The sequence below is a fragment of the Shewanella saliphila genome (genome assembly GCF_014648295.1).
Classification (GTDB): domain Bacteria; phylum Pseudomonadota; class Gammaproteobacteria; order Enterobacterales; family Shewanellaceae; genus Shewanella; species Shewanella saliphila.
The window spans coordinates 1-3,761 of record NZ_BMQV01000084.1 but is presented as its reverse complement, the minus strand read 5'-3'; the positions used below and the strand labels follow the sequence as shown (position 1 = coordinate 3,761).

The window sequence follows — 3,761 nt, the reverse complement described above, 5'->3', positions numbered from 1 at the left end:
GCTTGCTTGAGGATAGCCAAGATTTGGCTGTCGCTAAATTTTGATGTTTTCATGCAGAATCTCCCTGCGTATATAGTACGAGAAAATTCTACTTTTGAAATCAGCTTTTTTTAGGGGGGATTACCAGTGGTTCCTGGATTAGTAACCTGACCTTATTAGAGCCCTATCGGCCTATTTTTATTGTGCTGGTATTGGTTCTGTTTGCTGTCGCCGGTCGAAAAGTTTACCGACCAGTGGAGGCTTGTGAGCCAGGAACCGCCTGCGCTGTGCCGCAAGTGCGCAAGCGCCGGCAAGTGATTTATTGGTTAACGGCACTGGCAGCGCTAGCGCTAGTGACCAGCAATTACTGGATTGTCTGGTTTGCTTAAATGCAGCAGCAAGGATTTGGCATAAACCAATTGAAGATTAATGACAGAACACAGCGATTCATAGCACTTACACTTTTAACTAACGCTTGGAGAATACAATGAGAAAAGTCACGTTACTCACCCTTATGGCACTCACTAGTTTGCCGGCTACTGCCAAACCACAAACAGTGACCTTAGACGTGCCCACCATGAACTGCGTCACCTGTCCTTTTACGGTGAAAAAATCGCTGCAAAATGTTGCAGGCGTCAGCGAGGCCGATGTCACCTTTGAGACCAAGGTGGCAATTGTGACCTTTGATGATGAGAAAACCACGGTCAAAGCGTTAATCGATGCGACCACCAACGCAGGTTACCCGTCAACTATCAAACAATAGGAAGAAGGCTATGACCAATTTATTCAATATGCTGACACGCATCGGTGATAAAGCGGGCTCCTTGGGTGCTGTTATCTCTGCTATGGGCTGCGCCATGTGTTTCCCGGCGATTGCCAGTTTGGGCTCTGCCCTTGGATTGGGGTTTCTTAGTCAATGGGAAGGCCAATTTGTTAATACTTTATTACCTCTATTTGCTTGGGTTGCCTTAGTGCTAAACGGACTGGGCTGGTTCAGCCATAGGCAGTGGCATCGTAGTGCTCTGGGTATGTTCGGCCCTGCGCTACTTTTGATATCACTTTACCCCTTGTTTCGATACGGCTGGAGTAGCTATGTGACGTATTCTGCACTCGCAATGATGGTGGCAGTTTCTGTATGGGACATTTTTTCACCCGTAAATAAGCGCTGCGACGATGACAGTTGTGCCGTTTAAGCCAATGATTGTTTACCTTAATTGAAGGAAAAAAAATGAATTTATTACCTATACGCTTATCCATACAGGGTATGACCTGCCCAAGCTGCGTTAAACATATTAAAGAAGCACTCGATTCCGTTGAAGGTGTCATTAAAACAGAGGTGTATTACGAAAACGCTTTAGCATATATCACTACTCGAGATGATGTAAATGTAGCTGAACTTATCCTTGCGATTAATGCTTTAGGCTACATTGCAACAGAACTTAAAGACATGACAATCCGTGGTAACACAAACCAGAAAGAAGACTATAGCTTAAAGCAACAGGTCGCCATCATTGGCAGCGGCTCAGGGGCATTTGCCTGCGCCATTAAAGCAGCCGAAGGCGGTGCCAAGGTTACACTCATTGAATCCAGTGATGTGATTGGCGGCTGTTGTGTCAATGTTGGCTGTGTGCCGTCAAAAATTTTAATTCGAGCAGCACAATTGGCTCAACAACAACGAAGTAACCCGTTTGCTGGACTAGAAAATCATACTCCAGCACTAAGTCGTGCGCTGTTATCTGAGCAGCAAACTGCCCGAGTGGAAGAGTTGCGGACAGCTAAATACCAAAATATTCTAGACAACAATCCTGCGCTGAGTTTAATCAAAGGTTTTGCTCGATTTAACGATGCCAATACCTTAATCATTAGTAATCTTGATGGTTCAGAGCAAATACTACATGCCGATAAAATATTAATTGCTACTGGTTCAACACCGACGATCCCGCAGATTGATGGCCTTGCTGGCACACCTTACTGGACATCCACAGAAGCATTATTTGCCAAAGCGCTACCACACCATCTGATCGTGATTGGCTCTTCTGTGATCGCGTTGGAGATTGCACAAGCTTATCGCCGCTTAGGCAGCGAGGTGACGGTATTGGCGCGTCATTCATTATTGTATGCAGAAGATCCCTTGCTAGGTGAGAAGCTGACCGAATGTTTTCAAAAAGAAGGCATTAACGTGTTGAATCACACTCAGGCGACAAGCGTTTCATATCATGGTGAACAATTTACGCTAGAAACCAATGCAGGTACTGTGATTGGTGATCAACTGTTAATCAGTACCGGACGTAATGCTAATACTAGTCAACTTAATCTTGCCGCAATCGGTATTAAAACTAACGAAGGAGGTGAGGTTATTGTTAATGAGTGGATGGAGACCAATATTTCTGGCATTTATGCCGCAGGAGATTGCTCCAATATGCCACAATTTGTCTATGTTGCCGCAGCGGCAGGCAGTCGTGCCGGTGTAAATATGACCGGTGGAAATGCCACACTGGATCTAACCACTATGCCCGCAGTGATCTTTACCGACCCGCAAGTAGCCACGGTGGGGTTAACAGAATTTCAGGCCAAGGCGCAAGGTATCGACACCGACAGCCGAGTTTTGGGTATGGAAAATGTGCCACGAGCCCTAGCGAATTTCGAGACCGACGGCTTCATTAAATTAGTGGTAGAAAAGAAAACCGGAAGAATTATCGGTGCGCAAATTTTGGCACATGAAGGCGGTGAAATTATTCAGAGTGCAGCCTTGGCCATTCGCAATCGCATGACTGTCACAGAGTTAGCCGATCAACTTTTCCCTTACCTAACCATGGTGGAAGGGCTAAAACTTTGCGCCCAGACTTTTAATAAGGATGTTAAAGAGCTTTCATGTTGTGCTGGGTAAATCATCACTGATTGATGCGGTGTTCTATATGATGTGAATTTGAAATCAAACAAGAACCGTCGAAGGTCGGTGGTACTAAATGCTACCGAGACTTAGCTTTTTTTTGTTAAGAAATGAGTGTAGACGTGTAATTATTTGTATCCCAATCCTACTAACTATGACCAGTCACCCCCAAAGGAGGTCATCATGGTCATACTAAACCGTGGACAAAGAAGTGGTGTCAAAAAGCCTTTCAGGCTTGAAGAAATTTGGCGTATTCGTACCAGACTCGAGATTGAGGATAACTTGATGCAGTTAGCACTATTCAATTTGGCTATTGATAGCAAACTTAGGGCAAGCGACTTACTATCTTTGAAAGTATGCGATGTTTCTTCCCAAGACAGGATGTTTAATCGAGTTAAGCATATCCAGAAGAAGACTGGTATTGAAGTTCAATTTGAAATTACAGCCAGAACACAACAAAGTTTGATGAAATGGCTCTTACTTGCTTCGTTAAGCGCAAGCGATTTTATTTTTTCTAGCCCTAGATTGAAACAACAGTCAATTAGCTACTCGTACTATAGATGCATAGTTAGGAAATGGGCATCCAATCTGGGATTAGATCCAAACCTATATGGAACCCACACTATGAGGCGAACCAAAGCGACTCTGGTCTATGCAAAAACAAAGAATATACGAGCAGTTCAGCTTTTGCTAGGTCATACAAAGGTAGATAATACGATAAGATATCTTGGTGTTGAACTGGAAGATGCTCTCATAATTTCTGAAATGTACTAGCTCAGACTTGATCTGACAGTTACCCATTTTTAATGGTGCCTGTCAGTTTAGATTTGAGCTAAATTTTTCTCAGCCCAAATTCGTTTCCCATCAAGCAATGTTTCAAGCGGAGTTCTTC

4 protein-coding genes and 1 pseudogene are annotated in these 3,761 nt (G+C 44.0%); all 5 read left to right on the top strand.

Annotated elements, in window-relative coordinates; translation table 11 throughout:
• Window positions 1-104 precede the first annotated feature (104 nt).
• Window positions 105-368: pseudogene (locus IEY48_RS20090) on the top strand (mercuric transporter MerT family protein); the annotation flags it as partial.
• A gap of 98 nt (window positions 369-466) precedes the next feature.
• Window positions 467-742 carry a mercury resistance system periplasmic binding protein MerP gene (merP, locus tag IEY48_RS20085; RefSeq protein WP_160054387.1) on the top strand — a complete coding sequence of 92 codons (276 nt, stop codon included), beginning with the start codon at window positions 467-469 and terminating at the stop codon, window positions 740-742.
• A gap of 10 nt (window positions 743-752) precedes the next feature.
• A complete protein-coding gene (gene merC / locus IEY48_RS20080) occupies window positions 753-1,172 on the top strand; it encodes an organomercurial transporter MerC (protein ID WP_160054386.1) in 420 nt (139 codons plus the stop codon).
• Between the two features lie 35 nt (window positions 1,173-1,207).
• Complete coding sequence (merA, locus tag IEY48_RS20075) at window positions 1,208-2,866, top strand: mercury(II) reductase (RefSeq protein ID WP_160054385.1); 1,659 nt, start codon at window positions 1,208-1,210, stop codon at window positions 2,864-2,866.
• Between the two features lie 186 nt (window positions 2,867-3,052).
• Window positions 3,053-3,643, top strand: a complete 591-nt coding sequence (locus IEY48_RS20070) for a tyrosine-type recombinase/integrase (protein WP_188923318.1) — start codon at window positions 3,053-3,055, stop codon at window positions 3,641-3,643.
• Window positions 3,644-3,761 lie beyond the last annotated feature (118 nt).

Excerpts from the sequence above, each read along its gene's own strand:
- merA (WP_160054385.1), top strand. The coding sequence starts at position 1,208 with ATGAATTTATTACCTATACGCTTATCCATACAGGGTATGACCTGCCCA.
- merP (WP_160054387.1), top strand. The coding sequence starts at position 467 with ATGAGAAAAGTCACGTTACTCACCCTTATGGCACTCACTAGTTTGCCG.
- merC (WP_160054386.1), top strand. The coding sequence starts at position 753 with ATGACCAATTTATTCAATATGCTGACACGCATCGGTGATAAAGCGGGC.
- IEY48_RS20070 (WP_188923318.1), top strand. The coding sequence starts at position 3,053 with ATGGTCATACTAAACCGTGGACAAAGAAGTGGTGTCAAAAAGCCTTTC.